Here is a 25,853-nt window from a genome sequence, read left to right on the forward strand (position 1 = left end):
CAAAAATAGAAAATTGTAAATTTTGGACATTTCTGTGCTAGGCTGTTTCTTTAAAAAAGAAGCAAATCAGCCGATTTTATTCCGATAAAGTTCGGAATTACCTTGTTAGCATCGCTCAATACCGACGCTTCTCCTATTCCAATCACTTTCATTCCTCCATTTATGGCAGCTTCTACCCCGGCTTGAGCATCTTCGAATACGATACATTCTGCTGGCGTAAAACCTAGTCCTTCGGCACCTTTTAAGAATACCTCTGGGTCTGGTTTGCTCTTGCTTACTTTATTTCCATCGATGATTAGATCAAACCAAGGCATTAATCCTGTCTTTTCTAGAATGATCTCCGCATTTTTACTGGCGGAACCTAAGGCGATTTTATAGCCCTCTGCTTTAATTTGGCCTAAGAAATCCACCACACCTGGAAGGATTTCGGATGGATTCATATTCGAAATTAAGTGCAGGTAATTGTCGTTTTTCTCTTTCAACCAAGCTTCCTTTTGTTCCTCTGTAGCGGAATATGAAGCCCAATCTAGAATGCGATTCAATGATTCTACTCTGGATACGCCTTTTAATAGTTCGTTTTGCTCTTCGGTTAATTGGTAGTTGAAATTCTCTCCTAGCATTTTCCAGGCTTGAAAGTGATAAATTGCTGTATCAACTAATACTCCGTCGAGATCAAAAAGGCAGGCTTTGTAAGACATATTTAGGTAGGGATTGTTTTAAAGATTAGCAAAATTATTACATTTACATCTGCCAAAAAACCTTTTTCTGCTGTGCTAGACAGTTTATTTTAAATTATATGCGTAAATTTTATCTTGTTCTATTGTCCGCCTTCTTAATGTATCCTCTTATGGCTCAGAAATCCGTAAAAACTGATAAACATGTTGTGTACCAAATGATGTTCCATCTTTGGGGAAATCAAAATACCAACGTGAAAAGAAACGGTTCTGCTGCTGAGAATGGGGTAACTAAGTTCAAAGATATATCTACTAAGGGTTTACAGGCATTGAAGAAGAAAGGTTATTCTCATTTATATACGACGGGAATTCTAGAGCACGCGACGATGGAGGATTTTTCTGCTTTCGGATCGCCTTTAGATCATCCTCAGGTAGTCAAAGGTCGCGCTGGTTCGCCATTTGCGATTAAGGATTATTATGATGTGAATCCTTTTTTAGCCGATAAACCGGCTGAACGGATGCAAGAGTTTTCTGCTATGTTAGATCGTGTCCATCAAGCAGATTTAAAATTAGTCTTAGATTTTGTACCAAATCACTTAGCCAGAGTGTATCATTCGGATCAGAAACCGGCGGGAGTGGTTGATTTTGGCCAAAACGATAACAAAGACCTCTCCTTCTCTCCTTCCAATAATTTCTACTATTTACCAGGTACTCAGTTTACCATTCCTACGGGTGTGAATCCGCCAGTCCCTGTGACAGTTCCTTATATTGAAATTCCTGCGAAAGTGAGTGGTAACAACGTATTCTCCGCTCAACCTTCGATTCATGATTGGTTTGAAACGGTAAAGTTAAACTACGGTGTTGATCTTCAACATGGAAATCAGACGCATTTTGATCCGATTCCGGATACTTGGTTGAAAATGACAGATGTGTTAGTGTATTGGACCAAAAAAGGAGTGGATGGTTTCCGTTGTGATATGGCGGAGATGGTACCTGTCGAGTTTTGGGCTTATGCTATTCCTAAGGTAAAAGCACTCAATCCAGAGGTAGTTTTTATCGCTGAGATTTATAACCCACAAGAATACCGGAATTATATTTTCAAAGGAGGATTTGACTATTTGTATGATAAAGTGGGTCTTTATGACGGAATTCGTCATATTATGGAAAATAAACCTGGCGCAACTACGGCTGATATTACCCGTGTTTGGCAACAGGAATCTGGTGATTTTGCGAACCATATGTTACGTTTCCTAGAAAATCACGATGAGACGCGTTTGAATTCACGTGGCTTTGCGGCTTCTAATTTTTGGTCGACTATTCCGGGTATGGTATTGACCGCGAGTATGCACGATGGACCTTTGATGATCTATTTTGGTCAAGAGTTTGGGGAGAAAGCGCAGGAAATCGAAGGATTTAATGAGGCAGACGATCGTACAACGATGTTTGATTTTTATCGCGTTGATACACACCAGCGCTGGTTAAATGGTGGAAAATTTGATGGAGGTAAATTAACGGCGGCTGAAAAAGAAATTGATTCTTTCTACAGCGAATTGTTAGCGTGGATTAATTCGAGCGAAGTGATTCAAAAAGGAAAGTTTTTTGATCTTCAATACGCTCAAAATGCGGCCTATCCAAAAGATAAAGTATATGCCTATCTGCGCTATACCGATAAAGGCCGCAACTTAATCATTTGTAATTTTGATTCTGTGAATCATGATTTTAACATCGAAATACCTACGTTAGCCATGGATATGATGGGAATAAAATCCTATACGCTTAAAACAATCAAATCGTTTGTCCCTCCTACAGCTGCAGCGGGGAAAGTCGAAGGAAATCGTATTCAAATACCCTCTAATTCCGCAATCGTTATTTCACTATAAAAACCTATGAAAACATTTACTAAGCCGCGTTTAAGTATTGGCCAAATCTTTAATATGAGTGTCGGATTTTTAGGCATTCAATTTGGTTTTGCACTACAGAATGGTAATGCCTCCCGCGTACTTCAAAACTTCGGTGCAGATGTCGAGCAATTATCTTGGTTTTGGTTAGCTGCGCCTTTAACAGGGATGATCATTCAACCGATTATTGGTTTTTATTCAGATCGTACTTGGAATGGATTGGGTCGTAGAAAACCTTTCTTCCTAACAGGAGCGATTTTAGCTGCGACAGCCTTGTTCTTTTTCCCTCATGCGGGATCCTTAGCTAATTTTATCCCTCCGATGATCGTGGGTGCGGGTATTTTAATGATGATGGATGCTTCGTTTAACGTGGCGATGGAGCCGTTTAGGGCTTTAGTGGCGGATAATTTACCAGAAGAACAAAATACGCTGGGCTTTTCGATTCAGACCTTCTTGATAGGAATTGGAGCGGTAGTGGGTTCTTGGCTACCCTATATGTTTGGTAATTGGTTCGGTATTTCAAAGGATGCTGTGGAAGGCCAAATCCCAGACAACGTATTATATAGTTTTTACGTAGGGGCAGCCGTGTTTATTACAGCGATTGTTTGGACGATTGCGACGACTAAGGAATATTCTCCAGCAGAGCGTGAGGCGATGGGTTTTGAGGAAGAAGGTAAACAGGATTCGATTTGGTCCGTATTCCGTTATATTAAGGAAATGCCTTTCACGATGCGCCAATTAGGTGTGGTGCAATTCTTTTCTTGGTTTGCCTTATTCTCGATGTGGGTATTCTCCACTCCTGCCATTGCGCACCACGTTTACGGATTACCGATGGACGATCATAGTTCTCCTGAATTCCAAAATGCGGCCAACTGGGTGGGTATTATTTTTGGCGTTTACAGTGCGGTTTCTGCCGTTTATGCCATCTTTTTGCCACGCATTGCCAAAGCAATTGGAAATAAAGCGACGCACGCGGTTTCTTTGATAGCCGGTGGTTTGGGATTAATTTCTATCTATTTCATTTCAGATCCTCAGATGCTGATCCTCAGTATGGTGGGTGTGGGAATGGCTTGGGCTTCTATTTTAGCGATGCCTTATGCCATTTTAGCTGGTTCCATTCCAATGTCTAAAATGGGTGTTTACATGGGTATCTTCAATTTCTTCATCACCTTACCTCAAATCGTGAGTGGTATTATTGGAGGATCCTTGGTGAAACACGTGTACGGTGGTAATGCCATTTTCGCTATCGTGGTAGCGGGTTTCTTCTTTATCGCTGGTTCGATTAGCGTATTGTGGATTAAGGAAAAGGCCTAGCATGAAAGTCTGGGTATTTTTGCTTTTCCCTTTCATCGCTTTTTCTCAGGTAATTCCTTCAGCAGTTTTGCCTCGGATTCAAGCAGCGCGAGAAAAGCGTAATCCCTTGTTGATTGCGGAGCAATTTTATGGCCTTCCCTATACCTCTCATGCTTTATCGAAAGAAAACCCGGAGAAGTTTGTGGTGGATTTTTCTGGTTTTGATTGCGTGACCTTTGTGGAGAATGTGTGGAGTTTATACCGTTCCAAAGGAGTTGATTCTACATTCCTTCGTGAATTAGAGCGGATTCGTTATGCCAGAAAGCCTATCTCCTATGAAAATAGGAATCATTATTTGAGCGCCACATTTCTTCAAATGGAGGACAAAGGCTTGTTTAAACAGGTTATTCCTTCTTATTTTCGCGTTTTAGCGGTTAAAAAAGTGGAATTTTTGTCGCAATTTTTGGCTCCTAAAAAATGGATAATTGTGCTCCCTGACATTCAGAGAATGGAAAAAGATTTAGGCTCGATGACCTATGTTCCTAGTGCATCCTTTTCTAAGGTGTCATCTTTTCTTCAATCGGGTGATGTTATAGCCTTCGTTTCAAAGCGGAAAGACCTTGATTACCAACATGTAGGCTTTATTCGCCAGCAAAAGGGTCAATATTATTTAGTCCACGCTTCTCAAGATCGCCGAAAAGTGTGTCAATCAGTTGAATCAATTTCCGTATATTTAAAGAATCATCCTTCAATGATAGGATTTAATGTCTTTAGACCGGAATATGCCCATTAAACAATACAATTTCGACCAAATTATTGATCGCCGTCAAACCCATTCATTCAAATGGGATAATGTGGCTTACCCTGCTCATCTAGACATTTTACCCATGCCAGTGGCAGATATGGATTTCCCGGTGGCAGATGAAATTTTGGAGGCATTAGATCGTATCACGGCTCATGGTATATTAGGTTACTCTATTGTTCCTGAATCTTTAAAAATAGCGGCTCAGCATAAAATTGAACTCGATTATGCTTGGACTACATCGCTTGATTCACAAGTTTGGATTCCTGGTATTGTGCCCGGCATTACTGCTGCCTGTGCGGCCTTAACCAATGAGAAGGAAGGAATTATTACCGCAGTTCCTGTATATCATCCCTTTCATTTAGTAGCTGGATGGGTTAATTGCCCACTGATTACGTTTGAAATGGTCAAAGAGGGCGATCGCTGGACCTATGATTTTGAAGATTTCGAACGAGGTCTTCAAAAAGGGCCGAAAGTTTTCCTTTTGTGTAATCCACATAATCCAGGTGGGACTGTTTTTAATGAAACAGAAATCTTGCGCATGGTGGAACTTTGTGCGAAATACAACGTAACCATCGTTTCTGATGAAATTCACGCTGATTTGCGCTTATATCCTCAGTCGGAGCACATTTCGATTGGTCGATTTGAGAAACAGCCTATCATTAGTTTCTTTGCTACCTCTAAGGCGTTTAATACAGCGGGATTAGGTGGAGCGGTTGCCGTCATTCCGGACGCTGCACTTCGAGATAAATTCACTAAAGCTTCCGCAGGCTTCTTCTCCATGCTATCTAGACATAGTATCGAAGTGATGTTAGCTACCTATGCACATGGGGAAGAATGGTTAGCGCAGCTTCTGCCCTATTTACGCGCGAATCATGATCTACTCTTAGATTTTGTGCGTTCTACTCCTGGTCTAGCTATGCAGCCTCTTGAAGGGACCTATTTAGCTTGGATTGAATACGACGAGGCTGTATTGGGTGATTTCCAGAAGAAAAGCTGGGAGGCCGGTGTTCACGTGTTACGTGGGGAGCAATTCAAGGGTCGGAATTTTATTCGGCTGAATTTTGCTTGTCCACGAGCAGTTCTAGAAAAAGCAATTGAACGCATGAAATCGATTACCAATGGCTAAGTTGTTGAAGTTTTTCTTGTTCGTGCTATTGTTAGGTTTTTTGGCCTATATTTTCGTGTACATAGGAGAATTAGATGACAAGCCAGCAGTAACAGAGATAACAGATGTAGATGTGGTGAAGGCATATGGAGATTCCCTAGCGCTCATTGCTGCAGATGATACCGTATCGAAAACTAGGGCTTCTGAGTTAACTTCTGCCTTCGAAGACTTTACGGTTACTGTTGATTCTGGAATAATTCGATTGGAGAAAAGTCACGCAGTTCTGATAGAAAAAAATGTAGCTAATTTCAAGGCATCCTCCGTTTTGGCAACGGATTTGAATGGAAATGAGAAGCCTGAATTTTGGGTAGCTGGTTGGCAGGGTAAAAACTACCGAATTTTTGCTTTTGAATTTGAAAGTGGGAATGTTAGGGCCATTCGATTTCCTTCGGTTATGGGCCGGCAGCGTTTAGGCTATGCGGGGGCAGATAGTTTATATTTAGAAAAAGCGGCCATCGTGCATTCTTTTGGCTATGAAAATGATCCTTATGCGGATATCTCTTCTGGTATTCGCGCTTGTTATTATAAATATGGAGCGGACGGAAGTTTTGTTCTCTCTAAAACCTTAGACCTAGAAAAAGACAATGAGTAAAGTTGAATTGCGTTCGCAGCAGTGGTTTGGAAAGACCGGTAAAGATGGATTTATCTACCGGGCATGGATGAAAAATCAAGGAATTCCAGATGATTATTTTCAAGGGAAACCAGTGATTGGTATTTGCAATACCTGGTCAGAATTAACACCTTGCAATGCTCATTTCAGGGAATTAGCGGAATTTGTGAAGAAAGGAATTATTGAGGCGGGTGGATTTCCAGTGGAGTTTCCGGTGATGTCTTTGGGCGAAACCTTAATCAAACCTACCGCGATGTTGTACCGCAATTTAGCGAGTATGGACGTGGAGGAATCCATTCGTGCGAACCCTATTGACGGTGTGGTACTCATGTGTGGATGCGACAAAACGACTCCTTCTCTTGTGATGGGTGCTTGTAGTGTCGATTTGCCAACCTTGGTTATCTCGGGTGGACCTATGATGAAAGGGAAATTTAAGGGGAAGGAAATTGGAACATCTGATGTTTGGCGTTTCGCTGAAGCCTATAAACTAGGAGAGTTAACGCAGAAGGAATTTATCGAAGCAGAAGCCTGTATGGCAAGAACTCCAGGTCATTGTGCGGTGATGGGTACGGCGTCTACGATGGCGACGATGGTAGAAGCTTTAGGTTTAAGTTTACCACAAAATGCGGCCATTCCAGCGGCAGATGTCCGTAGAAAAGTGCTTGCACAGCATTCTGGACGTCGTATTGTAGAGATGGTGAATGAGGATTTGAAGATGTCCAAAGTATTAACGCGTCCAGCCTTCGAAAATGCCATTCGCGTCAATGCAGCAACAGGTGGCTCGACCAATTTTGTGATTCACTTAACGGCTATTGCGGGTCGATTAGGCGTAGATTTGAAATTGGATGATTTCGATGAATTCTCTCGTAATATTCCGCTTTTGGCTAATATTCAGCCTTCAGGAGAGCACTTTATGGAAGACCTGTATTATGCAGGTGGTCTTCCGGCTTTGATGAATCAAATGAAGGAACATTTGCATACGTCTATCGTTACGGTAAATGGTAAGACAGTGGGCGAAAACATTGAAAATACCCCTATTTACGAGCCTTCCATCATTTCTACTTTTGATGCTCCTTTTAAACCGGATTCAGGAATAGCGGTGGTTCGTGGAAACCTAGCACCCAATGGTGCTGTCTTGAAACCATCTGCAGCTTCTAAAGCATTATTTAAGCACCGAGGAAAAGCCGTTGTTTTTGAAAATATTGAAGATTACCACGCGCGAATTGACTCACCTGAATTAGAAGTCGATGAAAATTCGGTGATGGTCTTGAAAAATGTGGGGCCTAAAGGGTATCCAGGGATGGCAGAGGTAGGTAATATGGGAATTCCGAAGAAGCTATTGGAAAAAGGAGTCAAAGATATGGTTCGTATTTCTGATGGTAGAATGAGTGGTACGGGTTTTGGTACGGTTATTCTTCATGTTTCTCCTGAATCCGCCGCTGGTGGACCATTAAATTGGGTGCAGAATGGGGATTACATTGCCTTAGATGTCGAAAATAGAACGATAAATTGGGAAGTTTCAGAGGAAGAATTAGCAGCTCGTAAAGTAGCACAACCTTTTGAAAAGCCTAAAACGATTCGTGGTTATGTAGGTCTTTTCATTGATCATGTCGAACAGGCAGATCAAGGAGCTGATTTCGATTTCTTGAAAGGTGGATCAGGTTCGATTGTAACCCGCGATTCACATTAGTATGAAAGTGTATATCGTCACCGGAGCTGGTCAAGGGATTGGGCATCAAATTGCATTGCAATTGATGGCGGAGGGGCATTTAGTGGTCATGAATGACATTGATCCCACTCTTTTATCTGGACCCTACGCGAAGGCCGGTGACGTTAGTTCTTACGAGTTTATCCAAGAGTTAGTGGCTTATGCGCAAACATTACCAGGTGATTTAGCTGGTTGTGTTTGTAATGCGGGGGTTACTACCTTTGGGAGTTTTTGGGATTATAGTCCAGCTTCTATGAAGTCTTTATTGGATTTGAATATTCAAGGGACTTTTTTCTTGATTCAAGAAGTAGCAAAAGCCATTCGCAAAGCGGGTAATCCTGGTTCTATTGTGGTCACTTCTTCTGTTACGGGGCATCAAGCGCATCCAGATTTAGCGGCGTATGGGATGACAAAAGCGGCGTTAAATCAATTAGTCCAAAACTTAGTCATCGACCTCTCCTCTGTCCAAATTCGCATCAATGCGGTTTCACCTGGTGCTACCATGACAGAACGTACGGAGAAAGACGAAAACTATTTACTGGAATGGAGTAGATTGACACCTTTAGGGAAGCCTGCAGATGTTCAAGATATTTCAGAAGCGGTTTGTTTCTTTTTGAGTGACAAAGCAAAGCATATCACAGGTCAAACATTAATTGTGGATGGTGGCTGGACAAGCATAAGTCCACCGCCAAAGGCCTAAGACCAGGTCTTTTCTAAGAAATCAAGCCAGTTTTGGTGACAAAATTTGACGATATCATCATCCGAAAATCCTCTTTTCAATAGCAATTCAGGTAGTTTTTGTAAATCAGCAATCGTTTCAATATCGGCAGGACATTGCTCTCTACCGAACCCTCCATCTAAATCGGTGCCCAATCCCACATGATTCGTGTTTCCTGCTAGGTCGCAAACGTGCACTAAATGATCAATTAGCGTGTTTAGGGTTACATTTTTGTTTAGTGGTGTGGATTCCCCTCTCACCCAACCTGGAACCATCATCCACGCATCCATTGGCATGCCAATCACTGCTCCTCGCGAAATAATCTCTTTCAATTGTTCATCACTGAATTGACGATTATGATCCACTAAGGCACGGCAATTTTGATGACTAGCCCAAACGGGACCTTGGTGGTATTCCATCGCCTCCCAAAAACTATCATCACATAAATGCGTCGCATCCAAAATGATCTGTAGATCCGTCATTTTGTGCAATAAATCACGTCCCCTTGCTCCCATTCCGCCCGTGGCATTCGTACCTTGTGCATAACGTCCCGGACCATAATGAGCTGGACCTAAGGCACGTAAACCAGATGCATAGGCTATTTCTAAATACTCTAATGAAACGATAGAATCAGCTCCCTCTAGGCTCAAGATATAGCCAATTGTATGTTTATCAGCTTCCCATTGCGTTAAATGATCGTGTAATTCGGATCTATTTCGAATTGGACGAAGATCCCCAGTTCTTTCTAGTGCTTTGTAATAGGCTAATTGACCTTGTGTTTGTGCCCAAGCTTGTTCTGGACTATTCCAGCCGGGTAATGTGGAGTCAGGTGCCACATAGCGAGCTATTTGAGTGGCCACAACGATGCCTACATTCCCTTTTCGTAATTCGTCCAAACTTACGGTAGCGTTGCCACGATCAGGTTTATCCGATAAATGCTTCTCCCGATCATTGATTTCTTGAATACTAGCGCGCAGGTCTCGATTCCACTCGAGCGCGTTCATACTTAAATCTAAATGGGCGTCGATTAATAACATAGTCTGCGATTTCTAGCTTTCACTTCCCACAATCCACCATCAATGACTTGAAGATGGGAATGTAGATTAACCGAAGGACAAATATGGTAAGGTATCATTCGGACGATTTCACCTATAGTATATGCTGAATTATCACCTACTTCCACGATGCCATGTTCTTCGCTTTGGGACTTTAATACCCAATTTGGATGATCCAGGAAGCGAACGCGATTATCTATCGGATTTTCAGCCGCCACCGATTTATGACCTAAATCAAGACAAATAGTGGTATCGGTAGGTTTTGAAATGATTCTAGCGATAATCTCTACTCCAAATTCAAAGGTGTTTTCTGGAAATAAGGCCGCATAACCTGCATCGAAAAAGATAAAGGTTCCTGGACTACACGTAAATTGGGGATTTTTGTGGTGCACCAGGAAACTAGGGGTTCCGGATACGACTAATTCTAGATCAGAACGGTTTAAGCGCTCTAGAAGTTTGTAGAATGAGGTGAAATCAGTTTCCACGTGTTTCACTCGATCCTCATATACTTTGTCCCGAATATGACCATCATAGGCATGTAAACCCCGCAAAGTGACATTAGGCAAAGTTTCTATATGTTGAATTAAAGCCAAAGCTTTAGCAGGTAAAATACCCGTGCGATTCATCCCCATATTGAGGTCCACAAAAACTCCTGCTGAAAGGTCTGTAAAAATGCGATTCAGCTCGGATGAGGCAAATGCATCATCTACGATAGAGGAGAATTTTGTTTTAGGATAATGGGTTACTAATTCCTTAAAACGGTCCAAATTAGGTCCGATCAATTGCATGGAAATAAGCACATCTGGCGCTTCTGAAAGCGCTAATAGTTCCGCTTCGGCGATAGTAGCACATTTGAATTTGGTGATTCCCGCTGCTAATAATAAGTCGTTTCCTTCTTTTGTTTTATGTGTTTTGATGTGCGGACGCAAGCGTGCGGGATTACCATCCACCATTTCGATGACTTTGGCAATATTACGTTTTACCCGATCAGGATATACGATTAATCCCGGGCTTTCAAAGATTTCCAAATTTCTCATGAAATCGCTCGATCTAGGTGAACATAGCCCCCATCTACATGGATGATTTGTCCGGTGGTATGACTTGATTTAGGAGATATCAAAAATGTGACCATATCGCCTATTTCTTCTTTTGTGGTCATTCGTTGACCTAAAGGTATTTTGCTGGTAATGCTGGCTAATTTTTCCTTCGGGTTTTCTAACGTCTCAATCCATTTCTCATACATAGGCGTAAAACATTCTGCCACGATGACCGAATTCACTCGAATGTTATAATCACGCAATTCTAGCGCCCATTCTCTCGTTAAGGCGTTGCGTCCTCCATTCGAAGCTGCATATCCAGAGGTGTTTCCCTGTCCTGTTTCTGCTGTTTTCGATCCGATATTAACGATAGCCCCTTTGCTTTTTTTCAAATAAGGTAATACTGCTTGAGCCATTAAATAGTAATGGGTCAAATTTGCGTTAATGGATTGAATGAATTTCTCGTAATTACCTGTTTCTAGGCCTACTCCGTCATTTAAACCTGCATTATTAACTAATCCATCAATTTTCCCGAACATCGTAGCCACTTTTTCAACTACTTGATGGCATTCGGAGGGATTGCTTAAATCAGCCACGAAGGAAAACGCTTGTCCACCAGTCGCTTGAATTTTTTCAATGCAACGCAGATTATCTGCCTCGTTTCTTCCTACAATGGCTACCATGGCAGATTCTAAGGCCAAAGACTCGGAAATTCCTTCTCCTATACCTTTGGCTCCACCAGTCACAATAATCACTTTCTCTCTTAATCCTAAATTCATAGTGTCTCTAATTGATAAAATTCGATGGCGTTTTGATGGTAGATCAGTTCTTTTTCAGACGCGTTCAACCCTTTAAGCGCTTCTTGAAATGAGGTAACCCAGCGTTCTAACGTTGAATTGACTAAAACAACTGGATAATCACTTCCGATCAGTAGTCTCTGTGGACCAAAAACGTCTAAAGCCACATTCACAATCTCATTTACTTGTTCCTGTGTCCAAGATTGATCTGCTGCCTCCGTCACAATCCCCGATATTTTAGCGGAAACGTGCGATAAGCCAGCAAACGCTTGAATATTTTTCTTCCATTCTTGGATATTCCCTGATTTAAGTGGGGCTTTGGCCAAATGATCTAACACGATTTTTTGTTCATCGCAGGATTTACAAAAAGTAATAGCCGATTTAATTTGATGCGGATAGATTAATAAATCATAGCTTAAATCGAAGCTAGCGAGTGTTTTGACGCCTCGGATAAATGCTGAACTAGCCAGGAAATTCGGATCTTTTTCCCCTTGAACGATATGTCTAAAACCTTTGATGGCCTCAAATTGGGAGAAATAAGCCAGTCGATCTTCAATATTGGGACTTTGTAAATCCACCCAACCTACAACTCCTTGAATGAACTCGTTTTGTTCCGCTAATGCTAATAGGAATAAGGTCTCCTCTTCAGAAGAATCCGCTTGGACAGCCACGCAGCCTGTAAAACCTTGGTCTTTAAATAGACGTTCGCTGTAGTTTGGGTAAAAATCAGCCCGAAGAACGGACATCTCTGGTGTTATCCAGGTATCTCGCTCTTCGTTGTAATTCCAAAAATGTTGATGTGCATCAATCATCCCTGATAAGCTTTTGCCAATTGTTTTTGTTCCCCTAATCCATCCATGCCTAAGGTAACTACATCTCCTGGCTTTAAATAGATAGGAGGATTAAAGCCTAATCCCACGCCGTGAGGTGTACCCGTGCTGATGACATCGCCAGGCAATAAAGTCATAAATTGAGAGATATAGGAAACGACTTGAGGAACATTAAATATCAGTTGATTGGTATTACTTGTTTGAAAGCGTTTCCCATTGACATCTAGCCACATATTTAAGGCATGTACGTCTTTTATCTCTTCTTTTGTCGCTAAATAGGGTCCCAAAGGCGCAAATGAATCACATCCCTTCCCTTTGGACCAGTTTCCACCACGTTCTAATTGGTATTCACGTTCAGATAGATCATTGTGCAAGCAATAACCTGCTACATAATCGTAGGCATCGGCTTCAGAAACATAGGAGGCCTTTTTACCGATCACAATGGCTAATTCTACTTCCCAATCTGTCTTCGTCGAGTTCTTGGGGATAATGATATCGTCATTCGGCCCAGAAAGGGCTGTCGTGCTCTTGAAGAATAAAATGGGTTCCTTAGGAATCTCTGCTCCTGTTTCTTTGGCATGATCCGCGTAATTTAAGCCTACACATACGATTTTACTCGGTCTTGCTACGCAAGAACCTAATCGTCCGGATATGACTGGGAAATCACTTGGGTGTAGTTGAGCTAATTCTGCTAAGCCATTCTGTTGAAAAAAGGATTCGTTAAAATCTATAAAACGGGATGACACATCATAATAGGTACCATCTTGGTAAATACAGGGCTTTTCAGCCCCCTCTTCTCCGATTCTAGCTAATTTCATCTTATAATTTTTTAATAACGTCCCACATCGTATCAGCTAAGAACTGATTACCTGTTTCATTTAAGTGAACGCGGTCCGATGTCAGGATACCTGATGCCTTGTTTTCGATGTTGTTTTTAGCCTCGTAATCCATAAAGGCTTTGCGCAAATCGATCAATTGAACACTATTGTCTTTAGCGATTTTCTTGATGATGGCCGAATAAGCATTTAAGTCTCCATCGTTCTCGTTTGAGTTATCAAACTTCTCTCCGATCACTGTAGGTGTGCAGATAACTACTTGAGCATTAGCATTTTGAATCTTCTTGATTAAAGCAGTATAGAATCTTTCAAACTTATCCGCATCCGTACCCGTACGTGAACTTGTTTTATGCCAAACATCATTAATACCGATGTAAATAATGACTAAATTAGGATTCTTAGCGACCACATCCTCTTCGTGGCGTAAGTATAAATCGTAAATTTTATTTCCTCCGATGCCGGCTCCGATTAACTCATACTGATTCGAAAGGCCTTGTGCGGCAATCATTTCGGTCATTTTGGTAATATACCCAGTCTTTCCTACTCCCGCTTGAGTGATGGAATCTCCAAAGAAAATAATACGCTTAGGACCGTCTTTCTTGAATGAACTCAGTGAGGTTCCCAAAATCAATAACAGGCAAATCAGTTGTTTTTTCATAGGTTTAGTTGTTTAAATAAATGAATCCACCGTCGATTGGATAATCACAACCTGTGATAAATGCGGCTTCATCGGAACATAAATATAAAGCTAAATGCGCAATTTCTTGTGGTTTCGCCATTCGACCTATCGGTTGAGTAGCAGAAAGTTTCTCAAACATTTCTTTTTGTTGGTCTGGGTAGTTTTTGGCAATAAACCCATCCACAAACGGCGTATGGACTCTTCCTGGTGATATACAATTACAACGAATACCCTGTTTTACGTAATCTTTCGCCACCGATTGAGTCATCGATTTGATGGCTCCTTTTGTCATCGAATACCCAAAACGATCTGGAATTCCCACCGAGGCTGCCACCGAGGCCATATTCAATATTACCCCTGATTTCTGTTCCATCATAGCTGGAATAAAAGCATACATACAATGATAAGCCCCTTTTACATTGACATCAAAGATGCGTTGGAAGTCTGATGGACTCGTTTTCTCCAAATTTCCAATCTGCGGAATCCCCGCATTATTGACTAAGATATCTATCGTTTTCAACTTTGCAGCAATGGCCTCTACCGCTTCTAGTGAAGTTATATCAGCTTGATGAAAGGTGATTTCATCCGGCATAGGTTCTGCAGATGGCTTTAAATCCAAAACATGCACCTCCGCCCCTTGTGCTAAGAAAGTTAGCGCAATGGATTGTCCGATGCCGGAGCATCCGCCGGTGATGAGGACTTTTTTGTTAGTTAGTTTGAACATGTCATTCAGTTGTCAGTGGGTAGTTGCTGCGCGAACAAGTCATCGCTATGCGATTTAGTCACGACTTCGTCATTTAGTCATCGCTATACGATTTAGTCAATTGTTCGGAGGAAAAATGTATCATTCACCATTCATCACATCTATACTCTCTACTCTATAATCTATCATTCACCATTCACCATTTAAAGCGAAACCCCTCTCCTCCAGAACATAAAGTCATCTTGGCCTAGATCCATCGCTTTCGTATTAATCTCTCCAGAGGCTAATTGAATGATGTATTCTAAAACTTCCTCACCCATTTGCTCTACCGTCTTTTCACCGGAAATGATTGGACCACAATCGATGTCGATAATTTCAGGCAGTTTCACAGCTAGTTTAGTGTTGGTTGATAATTTCACCATGGGGCTGATTGGATTACCTGTCGGTGTTCCTAAACCTGTAGTGAATAATTGAATGGTAGCACCAGCACCGGCCATACCCGTTGTTGCTAAAACATCATTTCCAGGAGTACAAACAAGGTTTAACCCTTTCTTAGTTACGTATTGGCCATAGCCTAACACATCTTCGATAGGTGATGAACCGGCTTTTTTAGCGGCTCCCGCAGATTTGATCGCATCTGTGATGAGACCATCTTTGATGTTACCTGGAGATGGGTTCATATCAAAACCTGCGCCTACCAAGGCAGCGCGTCTTGCATATTCGCGCATTAAGAAACCGAAATTGTCAGCGATTTCTTTAGTCACTGATCTATTTTGAAGTTCTTGTTCGACACCACATAATTCAGGGAATTCAGCGATCATCACCGTTCCACCTAGTCCTACGACTAAGTCTGCGGTATGCCCAATAGCTGGATTCGCAGAGATTCCCGAGAATCCATCTGATCCACCACATTTAACACCTACGCGTAATGCGGATAAAGGAGCCGGTTTACGCGTTTGTTTATTGATTTCCACTAGACCCTTAAATGTTTGTAGAATCACTTCATTCAGCATATTCTCTACTCCGCTGCCATTATCTTGTTGTTGCTCAAAGATGTATAATGGCTTAGAGAAATTCGGATCTTTTTCTTTCAACTTCTCTTTAAAAACCTCAATTTGAGAATGTTGGCATCCTAAACTTAAAACAGTTATTCCGCCAACGTTCGGATTTAGGCAATAACCCGCTAATAAGGCGCATAGATTTAAGGAATCGTCTTTATTCTCGCCGCATCCACTTTCATGCGTTAAGAATTTGATACCGTCTACGTTCGGGAATTGGGATGATTTATGAACTAAAACGGAGGCAGAAGAAGCCGTGTCTATTTCTAGTGCTTTTCCTTCAGCTAGTTGCTTACCTAATTGTTGCACCTTTTGAGTGAATGGGTCCATTTTTTGGAAGCCCAAACCATTTAAGAACGCATTCTTTAATAATTCGATATTTCTGTTCTCGCAGAAAACCAGGGGAATGACTAACCAATAGTTTTGAGTACCTACTTGACCATCTGCGCGGTGGTAGCCATTAAATGTTCTGTTTTGGAATTTTGATACATCAGGCGCAGTCCAATTATACTCCTGTTGTTTTCCCACAAAATCAGTGGCAGCGTGATGTAAATTGAAGGTGTGAATGAGCCCTCCTTTGGGAATATCTTGACTCGCAAGTCCTACTAAAACGCCATACATCGTTGCTTTTCCCTCTTTAGCGATGGCTTCCGTGGTGAATTTATGCTTAGCTGCTATATCATCTTGAAGTGTAATTTCATTGCCGTTGTGCTGAATAACAGTTCCTTTAGGAAGATCTTGTAAGGCAACAAGTAAATTGTCAGTAGGGTTAATTTGTAGGAATGTTTGGCTCATTTTGTTAGGCTAAATATGGTATTGGCAAGTACCCATTTGGCTCCTGCTGGAGTTCCAGGGATTGTTTTTTGGTAATTCGACATCAAGGTTTCCCAGGCTTGTACGGCTGGGTTAAGGGAATCCATCTCCCCTTTTTTGGCAAAACTAAATTCATCATTTGAAATAATTTCCATACAAAGTCTATTCTCAAAACGAAAGATTTGCATGGATTCTATTCCTGAAGAAAGTATACTATCTTCAATTTCTGTAGGAATGGACTCGTGGTATTTCTCATACTCCCTGATTAATTCAGGGTCATCCTTCAAGTCTAGAAATAAGATAAATCGTTGCATTAGTCTTTGATTTCAAATCCTTTGTAAGCGAAATAGATAATATAAGTAAAACACAATAAAGGTACGCTCAATGCTGCTACCGTACCTATTTTGAATAAAGATGCGGTTAACGGAGGAACAAGTGCCCCACCTACAATGGACATAATGATTAAAGAGGATGCTAATTTAGATCCGTCACCTAAGCCTTTGCAAGACAAGGCGAAAATGGTCGGGAACATAATGGATTGGAAGAAATAGACAGCTATCAAAGCCAATAAAGCAGCTAGTCCTCCTCCGAACATCGCCACGGCTACAGAGATCACTGCTCCTATGGCATATATGCCTAACACTTTGTTTGAGGCAATTCTTCCCATCAAATAAGTTCCTATGAATCGACCTAGTAAAAACAAGATAAAAGCAAAGGAAGCATGGAAACTAGCAATCTGCGTAGGACTCATCGTATCTGATATTTGGTAGATTTTATCTACAATCCACAAATTGTCGTTTTTGGCCAAATCCAATTTCAAATCCACAAAATTCCCCCAAAGTGAAACCTGTGCCCCTACATTTAAAAACTGCGCTAATATCCCTAATACCAAATGTTTACGCTTTAATAAACTCGCTATAGTTACTTTGCCGTTTGATTCTTCTGCTGATTGTAATTCTGGCATTTTGGTGAATACAAACAATATGGCAACTAATGCTACGACAAGTCCGATGATTAGATAGGGCATTTGTACAGAAGCGGCTTGGCTTATCCGAATGGCTTCTGCTTCTGCAACAGGAAGCGCCTGAATCATTTCTCGTGTATATTCTTTCTCAGAGAAGATGAATAATCCACCGATGATAGGTCCTAAAATAATACTCATACCATTAAAGGATTGAGCTAGGTTTAATCTAAAATCTCCCTTTTTAGGATCTCCTAATACCGTCACATAAAGGTTTGCAGCAGTCTCTAAAAAGGCAATTCCAGAAGCCATTAAGAACAAGGCTGCTAAGAAAAAGCCATAAATACGTACTTCTGCTGCAGGGTAAAATAGAAAAGATCCAGCGGCATAAAGTATTAAGCCCATTAGGATTCCTGCTTTATAGCCCATCTTTTTCATGACATATCCGGCTGGGAGTGCCATCGCGAAATACCCAAAATAAAAGGCCGTCTCCACGATATTGGCTTGCCAGCGCTGCAAATCTAGGGCAGTTTGGAATTGTTTGACTAAGGAACCATTTAAGCTATTAGCAAGTCCCCACAAGAAGAATAAACTAGTGACTAGGATTAAGGGAATCGTATAAGAAGTGGATTCTGAATTCTTTAGGGTTGTTTTTTTATCGTTTAGAGGTAATGCCATGTTGAATTAATTTATTTATAAAGTCAAAACACTGCTTAATTTACCGCCTTTTATTTAATTTTAATGCAAACCAAATTGACATAATGAAAAATTACTTTGCTATTCTCCTATTACTAGGTAGCATAAGCCTTTCAGCTCAGATTAAGTCGCCTGAAGAATTCTTAGGCTACCCTATCGGTACAAAATTTACTTACCACCATCAGATTGTAGCCTATAGTCGTTATTTGGCATCACAAAGTAATGGACTAGCACAATGGCAAGTATATGGTCAAACCAGTGAGGGGCGCGAGCAAGGCCAAATGCTTATTGCGAATCTTCCATCTGGAGTGAGCCTAGAGCAAGTGCAGCAAAATCACCAGAAACGTATCCAAGGCGAAAAAACGGATACTTCACTCCCCGTGATCATCAATCTTTCTTTTAATGTGCACGGAAATGAAGCAGCCGGAAGCGAGGCGGCTTTGAACACATTATATGCTTTGATTTCAAAACCCAATCAATCCGTTCCTTATGTTATTTTGATTGATCCTTGCATCAATCCAGATGGTCGCGATGCGTATGTGACCCAATACAATCGCCGTAATTATATCGCAGGTGGAAATCCAGATCCGAACGATCAAGAGCATTATGAGGGAATTACATCAGGTCGTTATAACCATTTCTCGTTTGACTTAAACCGCGATTGGGTTTGGCAGACACAGAAAGAGACACAACAGCGTTTGAAGTTCTACCGTTCTTGGATGCCCATGATGCACGCGGATTTTCACGAGCAAAGTTTCCAACACTCGTATTATTTCCCCCCGGCAGCAAAGCCTTATTTGAATTTCATTGCGCAGTCGACAAAGGATTTACAGGAAAGTGTAGGTCGATCTTTTTCGAAGTTATTTGATGAAAAGAAATGGCCTTATTTCACTTCTGAAGTGTATGATTTATTGTACCCAGGCTACGGAGACACCTACCCTGTTTTGAATGGTGCCTTAGGAATGACCTTAGAGCAAGGGGGAATTAGAGGTGGATTAATTTCTGCCAAAAGTGACGGCGATACTATTTCCCTTGTGGATCGAGTGAAGCACCACTCGGCTTTGGCACTAAATTTAGTCGAATGGTCTTTAGCAAATGCAGAAAGCTTGAAAGCTTCGTTTTATGGTGTGCATGATAAGTCGAGAACGAATCCGTCGAATAAGTTTGCGTATTATTTTGTGCCGGAGGAGGAATTAGAAAAAGGTCAAGAATTTATTCAATTATTAGAGAAAAATAATATCACCTATATGAAAGATATGGGTGTTTCAAAATCAACTAAGGTGTATGATTATTCATCAATGAAGGTGGTTTCATTATTGGATAATTTTACTGGATTATTAATTCCTGCTAAACAGTCATCTGCGCCATTGATTCAAGCTTTATTGGATCCAACTATCGCCATAGAAGATTCAATGACATATGATATCACAGCTTGGAATTTGTTTCAATTGAATGGAATAAAGGCGTTTGGTGTTAATGAAAATGTGTTTAATGTAGTTAAAGATCATGAAGGAGAAAGGTTGTTAGATCTTGATACAGCAATGCATGTCGCCTATATTGCAACGCCTAAAGTTCCATCCTTAAATCAAAAATTAATTCATTCTGCAATTCAAATAGGCGCTTTAGTTACTTTTTCAGATGTGCAAAATGGAGAAATTATTATTTCGTTTACTAAGGTTAAAAACGCAGATCGTGTTAAATTTTTACAAAAAATGGAAAAGCTTAACATATTTCTAGAATCTCTTGACTCCTACCGCTCAAAATCAAGCTACGACCTTGGTTCACCCCATTTTAAACCCATCTTTATTCCTAAAATTGCCGTAGTAGTCGATCCAGTTAATGACGTAAATCAACAAGGAGAACTAGCCTATTTCTTAACTCAGAAATACGGATTTAAGCCCTCGTTCATCCCGTCGACGCAATTATTTAAGTCGAATTTGTTCAATTACACGCACATCATTTATCCTGATGGCAAACATGCCGCCCTATCGAATACGAATTCAATTCTATTAACTGATTGGGTGAAAAAAGGCGGGAAACTAATTTTAATGGAAGGTGCTCGTAAGATTTTGGAGGATAAGGATTTAGTGGTGAAAGAGGATACCGCTAAACACACTTCGACTTATGCAATGCGTGAGAGAGCTGAATTGTCTAATACCACTTCAGGGAATATGTTGCAAGTGGAGTTAGAAAAGACCCATCCTTTGGCCTTCAGAATTAATGATACATCGATCTATATTCTAAATCAAGTGAGTGATTTCGTTAAGCTTCCGAAGGATTTTACACCTGTGTTAAAAACTTCTTCAAAGCCGAATATTATGGGTTTTGTAGGGGCTAATAAGAAAGCTCAACTAGCCAATTCTTTAATGTTAGGCGTTAAAGAGGTGGATAAAGGTAAAATCATTTGGTTTGGTTTTAACCCTTTATTCCGTGCGATTCCTAACCAAGGTCAAACCATTTTCGAAAATTGCTTCCTATACACTGAATTTTAATGAAAAGATTTACGCTATTATTTGCTCTATTAAGCTATTCGCTATTTTCTCAAAAGGTAGCTCCCGTCTATCCTATTCCTTCTGCTAAGCAATTAGCTTGGTCGGAATTAGAGTTTTATGGTTTCATTCATTTTAACATGAACACGTTTACGAATGTGGAATGGGGCGAGGGAAAAGAAAGTCCCTCTTCTTTTAATCCGACTGCATTAGATTGCAATCAGTGGGCTAGAATTGCAAAGAAAGCAGGAATGAAAGGATTGATTTTGACAGCTAAACATCACGATGGTTTTGCCCTTTATCCATCTAAATATACGACCCATTCGGTGGCAAAGTCCCCATGGAAGAACGGTAAGGGAGATGTGGTGAAAGAATTGTCAGAGGCCTGCAAGAAATACGGTTTGAAGCTGGGTATTTATTTGTCTCCTTGGGATCGTTTCCATCCTGCCTATGGAACAGATGACTATAATCAGGTGTATGCCAAAATGCAGGAGGAATTATTGACGAACTACGGACCTATATTCGAGTTTTGGTACGATGGTGCTAATGGTGAGGGTCCCAATGGTAAGAAGCAGGTGTATGATTGGAATTTGTTCCACTCCATGGTTAATAAATATCAACCAGCTGCTGTGCAATTTTCCGATGCAGGACCAGATATTCGTTGGGTAGGAAATGAGCGGGGATACGCATATGATACGATGTGGAGTCCAATTTTACGCGATAAGATCTATCCAGGATGTCCTGATTTTGACAATTATAGAAATGGTCAAGAAAATGGAACCCATTGGGTATCTCCGGAAGTGGATGTATCTATTCGTCCAGGTTGGTACTACCATCCGGATCAGGATAATAAGGTCAAGACACCTGATTCCTTATTAAAGATTTACGCTGCTTCGGTAGGTCGAAATTCGAATCTTTTATTGAATATTCCTGTCGATACGCGAGGTTTGATTCACGAGAATGATTCGGCTTCACTGATGGGCTTTGCGGCGATTCGCACAAAATCACTTGTTAATCTATTAAAGAAAAATACGAATGATCCACTACTCGATGGAAAGAACTCGACCTTTTGGATGGCCTCTCCTAAAAAGAAGGATATTCGCGTTGAATTGAAAAACCCTTTAAGCATAAACACCCTCATGCTTGAAGAGCCTATTGCCTTAGGGCAGCGCGTGAGTAGTTTCGAAGTGGAATTGGTCGATGAATTGGGTAATAAGGAAGTAATTAAAGCGGGAACAATCGGTCACAAGCGAATGATCACCTTCAAAGAGCGGAAACTAAAAAGCTTCCAAATTAGATTCACAGGATCTAGAGGTCCTGTTTTAATTTCTAATTTAGAAGCTTATCGGTTTATTTCAACACGTAACGAACCGCTTTTCCAGTAAAGGTAAAGCCGTTTGCTGTTTGCGTGCTATAAACGGAATATTTAACGTCTATTAGGGCAGTTGCACCTAATTCTTTGGCCTTATCGACCATTTGACGTAAAATTTCCTGCTTTTTATCTTGGTGGTTACCTCGGTAAAGCATTTTTCCATTCTGGAGCTGCTTATCCTCTAGAGGCACTTCCCCAGACATTTTAATGGTCTCGATATCCTCGTAGTTCTGTTTAGGTTTTTCGTTAAAATACACGACATCAATATCGTATTTTACGGGCACCTCAAATCCTAGTCCATCGTGGCGTTCTACACCCCCATTTTTAAAATCGTTCGAGTAATAGGTAGAAGGTTTCACATATTTAGAACAACCCACCACGCTAAACACGAGAAGAAGCTTACATGCTTTCTGAATCATAGATCAAGACTTTGTCCCAAAGGTGGGCACAGTTTTTAATAAATTCTAAATGGATGGGAGCCGTTTGGTAATAATCGTGTCCTTTCTCCTCTTCAAATGTTGTTAATAAGCAATAATCGTATGAACGATCGATTACTGGACGATCTGTTTTAGCCGGTTTTCCTACGCTAAATACATCCACCGTTTCTACGTCAGCTAATGACTGGACGCCTGCTTCAAACAGCGCAATGTCTTCTGCGCTTAACCCTTTTTTTAACCAAAAATTAACAATGTGTACAAACATATTTTATTATTTATTTAATCCTTCTTGTGCGCTAATTTGCGCTAATTTTTTTCCTAATTCTGCAGATGCGCTAGCGAGTGGCAAACGGACCTGAGCACCAAACAAACCTTGATTCTCTAATAATTTCTTCACTCCCACTGGATTCCCTTCTTCGTATAAATACGGGTCGATGGTCAGGAATTTGCCTAATTCTTTTTGGGCTGACCGATAATCCCCTGCTAATGCGTGGTGAATCATCGTCGTAAATTGTTGCGGAAACGCATTCGCAATCACGGACATAACACCCACACCACCAATGGATATAATAGGCACAGCCTGAACGTCATCTCCAGAGATTAATAAAAAGTCGTCTGATTTGTGGTAGACAATCTCCATACATTGCTCAATGATGCAAGACGCCTCCTTTATTCCAATGATATTCTGGTGTTCAGAAAGCTTTAAAACCGTTTCCGCTGACATGTTAATGCCTGTTCTTCCAGGTATATTGTACATAATCACTGGAACAGGACAAGCATCAGCCACTGCTTCGTAATGTGCGATCACGCCTCTTGCACTCGGCTTATTATAGTAGGGACAAACGGATAAAATGGCATCAATACCCTCAAATGACGTTTGTTTGATTTGGTTTATTAATGAATCCGTATTGTTTCCACCTAATCCATAGACGATGGGTAAGTTCTTTGTATTTGCCTCTTGAATGGTAGAAACAATTTGTTTCTTCTCATCCGATGTGGTAGTAGCAGATTCACCTGTAGTTCCTTGAACGACTAAATAATCCACCCCACCGTTGCTCACGTGTTGAATTAATTTCGTTAAGCCAACCCAGTTAATGGAACGATCTTCGTTCATGGGAGTAACTAGAGCTGGCGCAACGCCGTGAAATTTAGGTAATGATTGCATAATTAAGAAAGGAGGGCAATAAACTCGTCCTCCGAGATAATTGGTATGGATAATGAATTTGCTTTTTCTAGTTTAGCAGGCCCCATATTTTCACCGGCGACTAGGTAATCTAATTTGGCAGAAATACTGGAAACGACTTTTCCGCCGTTTGCGATGATTTTTGCCTTTAATCCATCTCGATCGAAATGGCTAAATACTCCCGAAATTACGAAAGTTTTGCCGTCCAAAGCCGTTGTTTCTAAAACTATTTCGCTTATTTCTTCTGAAAATTGAACTCCTGCCCTCTTAAGACGCTCGATGATGTCCTTATTTTCGGAAGCCGCAAAGTATTCCAGTACACTGAGCGCAATCCGATCCCCTATCTCAGGAACCGCGATTAAATCTTCTAGGCTAGCCTGCATCAAATTCTCTAGGGAATGAAAATGCAAAACTAGTTTCTCCGCGATGGTGGCTCCTACATGCCGAATCCCTAATCCAAATAATACTTGGCGGAACGGGATTTGCTTTGATTTTTCTATACTAAAAAGTATGTTTTGTATCGATTTAGACTGAAATCCCTCTAAACCGATGAATTTATCTGCATTTAAATCATACAGGTCAGCCACATTTTGAACGATCCCTTTTTCGAATAATAAGTCGACCGTTTCAGTTCCGAGGTTTTCAATGTTCAGGGCTTTACGAGCAATAAAATGTTCGATTTTCCCTTTGATTTGCGGCGGACAGCCGGTATCGTTTGGACAATAGTGATTGGCTTCGCCTTCTAAGCGAACAAGTTCTGTTGAACAAGATGGGCATGCATGCGGAAACACAAAAGCATTTCCCTCTTTTCTGGCTGAAGTATCCACTCCAGTGATTTTAGGAATGATCTCTCCCCCTTTTTCAATGAATACGGTATCTCCCTCGCGTAAATCGAGGCGTTCCATTTCATTCGCATTGTGAATGGAGGCACGTTTAATAACGGTACCAGCCAGGTAAACAGGTTCTAAATTGGCTACAGGTGTCACATTACCTGTCCTTCCTACCTGATAAGATACAGAGTTGATACGTGTTCGGGCAATTTCTGAGGGGTATTTGAAGGCGATGGCCCAACGAGGTGATTTGGCCGTAAAACCTAAACGTTCCTGTTGTCCAAAATCATTGACCTTGATCACAATTCCATCTGTATTCAAGGGTAAATCATTTCTTTTCTCTGTCCAATCCTCGATATAGGTTAACACCTCATCAATGGATGCGCAAACACGGTACGTAGGGGAAATACTAAAACCGACCGATTTCAAGTGTTCTAATGCCTCGGAATGGCTATTAAATGGGTTCTCATTGCCTAAATAGGAATAGATAAAACATTCCATTTCTCTTCTAGCTACCTCTGCTGAATCCTGCATTTTAAAGGTGCCAGATGCAGCATTTCGTGGATTAGCTAGGGGTTGATCTCCTTTTGCAATTTTCTCCGCATTGATACGATCAAACGAAGTGATAGGCATATACCCCTCTCCTCGAATCTCATAGGTACTGGGTAGAATGGTGGAACTGACACGGATGGGCAGACTCTTGATGGTCTTTACATTCGCCGTAATATCATCCCCTCGCGTTCCATCTCCTCTTGTTACCCCTTTTTGTAATACTCCATTGGTATACCAAAACGATAAGGCCACTCCGTCAAACTTTAACTCACACACATATTCGAAGTCCTCTCCTTCTAACCCTTTTTTTACCCGTTCATCAAAATCCCTCAAGTCGGTTTCATTGTAAGTATTTCCTAAGGATAACATCGGAAATTGGTGAGTGACGGATTTGAATTCTTTCGTGATGGTGCCGCCTACTTTTTGAGTGGGGCTATCAGAACGTGCAAAAAGAGGATTTTCTTGCTCTAATTTGATTAATTCAGCGAGTAATAGATCGAATGCTTGATCCGAAATAATGCTTTCATTCTGTTGATAATAGGCCTCATTGTAGAGATTGATCTTCTCAATGAGTTCATTCATCCGCTGATTTATATCCATAATCGAAATTAAAACTTAATTCAATTGGAATCAAGCGGGAAACAAGGTTTAGGA

Annotated in this window: 24 protein-coding genes; 9 read left to right on the top strand and 15 right to left on the bottom strand. The window is 41.0% G+C overall.

The annotated features are described in order from the left end of the window. Positions 1-50 precede the first annotated feature (50 nt). Positions 51-698, bottom strand: a complete 648-nt coding sequence (pgmB, locus tag G9X63_RS10080) for a beta-phosphoglucomutase (RefSeq protein WP_252622851.1) — start codon at positions 696-698, stop codon at positions 51-53. 98 nt (positions 699-796) lie between these two features. Here pgmB and G9X63_RS10085 point away from each other — a divergent pair, with 98 nt between their 5' ends. From G9X63_RS10085 to G9X63_RS10115, 7 genes are read left to right on the top strand one after another with little or no spacing between them, the layout of a single operon-like run. Beyond that, positions 797-2,554 (top strand): alpha-amylase family glycosyl hydrolase, encoded by a 1,758-nt coding sequence (locus G9X63_RS10085; RefSeq protein WP_252622853.1) that lies wholly within the window; start codon positions 797-799, stop codon positions 2,552-2,554. Between the two features lie 6 nt (positions 2,555-2,560). After that, entirely contained in the window at positions 2,561-3,886 is a 1,326-nt protein-coding gene (locus tag G9X63_RS10090) for an MFS transporter (protein ID WP_252622855.1), read from the top strand. 1 nt (position 3,887) lies between these two features. Then, a complete protein-coding gene (locus G9X63_RS10095; protein WP_252622857.1) occupies positions 3,888-4,658 on the top strand; it encodes an N-acetylmuramoyl-L-alanine amidase-like domain-containing protein in 771 nt (256 codons plus the stop codon). Then, entirely contained in the window at positions 4,648-5,796 is a 1,149-nt protein-coding gene (locus tag G9X63_RS10100; protein WP_252622860.1) for a MalY/PatB family protein, read from the top strand. The genes G9X63_RS10095 and G9X63_RS10100 overlap by 11 nt, the downstream gene beginning before the upstream one ends. Continuing rightward, positions 5,789-6,427: a hypothetical protein gene (locus tag G9X63_RS10105; protein WP_252622862.1), complete on the top strand. Its 639-nt coding sequence runs from the start codon at positions 5,789-5,791 to the stop codon at positions 6,425-6,427. Before G9X63_RS10100 ends, G9X63_RS10105 begins: the two co-directional genes overlap by 8 nt. Beyond that, positions 6,420-8,135: an IlvD/Edd family dehydratase gene (locus tag G9X63_RS10110; protein WP_130896655.1), complete on the top strand. Its 1,716-nt coding sequence runs from the start codon at positions 6,420-6,422 to the stop codon at positions 8,133-8,135. Before G9X63_RS10105 ends, G9X63_RS10110 begins: the two co-directional genes overlap by 8 nt. A 1-nt stretch (position 8,136) precedes the next feature. After that, positions 8,137-8,853 carry an SDR family NAD(P)-dependent oxidoreductase gene (locus G9X63_RS10115; RefSeq protein ID WP_252622863.1) on the top strand — a complete coding sequence of 239 codons (717 nt, stop codon included), beginning with the start codon at positions 8,137-8,139 and terminating at the stop codon, positions 8,851-8,853. On the opposite strand, the gene G9X63_RS10120 is transcribed toward G9X63_RS10115, so the two are convergent. The 10 genes from G9X63_RS10120 to fucP all read right to left on the bottom strand — a co-directional run bounded on the left by G9X63_RS10120 (position 8,850) and on the right by fucP (position 18,318). Further along, a complete protein-coding gene (locus G9X63_RS10120; protein WP_252622865.1) occupies positions 8,850-9,908 on the bottom strand; it encodes a dipeptidase in 1,059 nt (352 codons plus the stop codon). The genes G9X63_RS10115 and G9X63_RS10120 overlap by 4 nt on opposite strands. Then, a complete protein-coding gene (locus G9X63_RS10125) occupies positions 9,899-10,963 on the bottom strand; it encodes a D-TA family PLP-dependent enzyme (protein WP_252622867.1) in 1,065 nt (354 codons plus the stop codon). The genes G9X63_RS10120 and G9X63_RS10125 overlap by 10 nt, the downstream gene beginning before the upstream one ends. Then, positions 10,960-11,742: an L-fucose dehydrogenase gene (locus G9X63_RS10130; RefSeq protein ID WP_252622869.1), complete on the bottom strand. Its 783-nt coding sequence runs from the start codon at positions 11,740-11,742 to the stop codon at positions 10,960-10,962. Before G9X63_RS10130 ends, G9X63_RS10125 begins: the two co-directional genes overlap by 4 nt. Then, positions 11,739-12,572 carry an amidohydrolase family protein gene (locus G9X63_RS10135; RefSeq protein ID WP_252622871.1) on the bottom strand — a complete coding sequence of 278 codons (834 nt, stop codon included), beginning with the start codon at positions 12,570-12,572 and terminating at the stop codon, positions 11,739-11,741. Before G9X63_RS10135 ends, G9X63_RS10130 begins: the two co-directional genes overlap by 4 nt. Further along, complete coding sequence (locus G9X63_RS10140; RefSeq protein WP_130923372.1) at positions 12,569-13,408, bottom strand: fumarylacetoacetate hydrolase family protein; 840 nt, start codon at positions 13,406-13,408, stop codon at positions 12,569-12,571. Before G9X63_RS10140 ends, G9X63_RS10135 begins: the two co-directional genes overlap by 4 nt. 1 nt (position 13,409) lies before the next feature. Beyond that, a complete protein-coding gene (locus G9X63_RS10145) occupies positions 13,410-14,084 on the bottom strand; it encodes an SGNH/GDSL hydrolase family protein (RefSeq protein WP_252622874.1) in 675 nt (224 codons plus the stop codon). Positions 14,085-14,088: 4 nt separating this feature from the next. After that, positions 14,089-14,829 (bottom strand): SDR family NAD(P)-dependent oxidoreductase, encoded by a 741-nt coding sequence (locus G9X63_RS10150; protein WP_130923371.1) that lies wholly within the window; start codon positions 14,827-14,829, stop codon positions 14,089-14,091. A 182-nt stretch (positions 14,830-15,011) separates the two neighbouring features. After that, positions 15,012-16,661, bottom strand: a complete 1,650-nt coding sequence (locus G9X63_RS10155; protein WP_130896664.1) for a UxaA family hydrolase — start codon at positions 16,659-16,661, stop codon at positions 15,012-15,014. Beyond that, a complete protein-coding gene (locus tag G9X63_RS10160) occupies positions 16,658-16,993 on the bottom strand; it encodes an L-rhamnose mutarotase (protein ID WP_130896665.1) in 336 nt (111 codons plus the stop codon). The genes G9X63_RS10155 and G9X63_RS10160 overlap by 4 nt, the downstream gene beginning before the upstream one ends. Beyond that, positions 16,993-18,318: an L-fucose:H+ symporter permease gene (gene fucP / locus G9X63_RS10165; RefSeq protein ID WP_252622876.1), complete on the bottom strand. Its 1,326-nt coding sequence runs from the start codon at positions 18,316-18,318 to the stop codon at positions 16,993-16,995. The genes G9X63_RS10160 and fucP overlap by 1 nt, the downstream gene beginning before the upstream one ends. Positions 18,319-18,401: 83 nt before the next feature. On the opposite strand from fucP, the gene G9X63_RS10170 reads away from it, so the two are divergent. Both G9X63_RS10170 and G9X63_RS10175 read left to right on the top strand, forming a co-directional pair. Beyond that, on the top strand, positions 18,402-20,828 hold the full coding sequence (locus G9X63_RS10170) for a M14 family zinc carboxypeptidase (protein WP_252622878.1): 2,427 nt from the start codon (positions 18,402-18,404) through the stop codon (positions 20,826-20,828). Then, a complete protein-coding gene (locus tag G9X63_RS10175) occupies positions 20,828-22,210 on the top strand; it encodes an alpha-L-fucosidase (protein ID WP_252622880.1) in 1,383 nt (460 codons plus the stop codon). The genes G9X63_RS10170 and G9X63_RS10175 overlap by 1 nt, the downstream gene beginning before the upstream one ends. Here G9X63_RS10175 and G9X63_RS10180 read toward each other — a convergent pair. The 4 genes from G9X63_RS10180 to ligA are packed head-to-tail and all read right to left on the bottom strand — an operon-like array spanning position 22,176 to position 25,799. Next, positions 22,176-22,616 carry a YbjQ family protein gene (locus G9X63_RS10180; protein WP_130896669.1) on the bottom strand — a complete coding sequence of 147 codons (441 nt, stop codon included), beginning with the start codon at positions 22,614-22,616 and terminating at the stop codon, positions 22,176-22,178. The genes G9X63_RS10175 and G9X63_RS10180 overlap by 35 nt on opposite strands. Beyond that, complete coding sequence (locus G9X63_RS10185) at positions 22,597-22,899, bottom strand: Dabb family protein (RefSeq protein ID WP_130896670.1); 303 nt, start codon at positions 22,897-22,899, stop codon at positions 22,597-22,599. The genes G9X63_RS10180 and G9X63_RS10185 overlap by 20 nt, the downstream gene beginning before the upstream one ends. A gap of 6 nt (positions 22,900-22,905) precedes the next feature. Further along, a complete protein-coding gene (gene dapA, locus G9X63_RS10190; protein ID WP_252622882.1) occupies positions 22,906-23,799 on the bottom strand; it encodes a 4-hydroxy-tetrahydrodipicolinate synthase in 894 nt (297 codons plus the stop codon). A gap of 2 nt (positions 23,800-23,801) precedes the next feature. Continuing rightward, entirely contained in the window at positions 23,802-25,799 is a 1,998-nt protein-coding gene (gene ligA, locus G9X63_RS10195) for an NAD-dependent DNA ligase LigA (RefSeq protein ID WP_252622883.1), read from the bottom strand. Positions 25,800-25,853 lie beyond the last annotated feature (54 nt).

Source organism: Aquirufa antheringensis, assembly GCF_023921165.1.
Lineage (GTDB): Bacteria > Bacteroidota > Bacteroidia > Cytophagales > Spirosomataceae > Aquirufa > Aquirufa antheringensis.